The following is a 258-nucleotide window of genomic DNA, read 5'->3' as shown; positions in this document are numbered from 1 at the left end:
GATGAGGTAGTACGAAAAAGCATATATACTACCAATCCAATTGAAGGGGTACATCGCCAGATACGCAAAATCACCAAAAATAAAGGTGCTTTTCCTTCAGAACAGCCACTGATGAAGCTAATGTATCTGGTAATACAGAATATCAGTAAAAAATGGACAATGCCTATCCATAACTGGGGTATCGCATTATCACAACTTTATGTTAAATTTGGAGAGAGAATTCTCAAGGAAAAAAACAGCTTTTGAGGAGCATTAATT

The 258-nt window shown here is 36.0% G+C and carries 1 protein-coding gene; it reads left to right on the top strand.

Annotated features, from left to right (window positions below; genetic code table 11):
* Window positions 1–246: transposase (locus GNY06_RS08625; protein WP_166519706.1), on the top strand; the 246-nt coding region annotated here is incomplete at its 5' end.
* Between the last annotated feature and the right edge of the window lie 12 nt (window positions 247–258).

Source organism: Elizabethkingia argenteiflava (genome assembly GCF_009904105.1).
Lineage (GTDB): Bacteria > Bacteroidota > Bacteroidia > Flavobacteriales > Weeksellaceae > Elizabethkingia > Elizabethkingia argenteiflava.
Note: the sequence above shows the minus strand (reverse complement) of the source record. Positions and strands in the feature narration are given on the sequence as shown.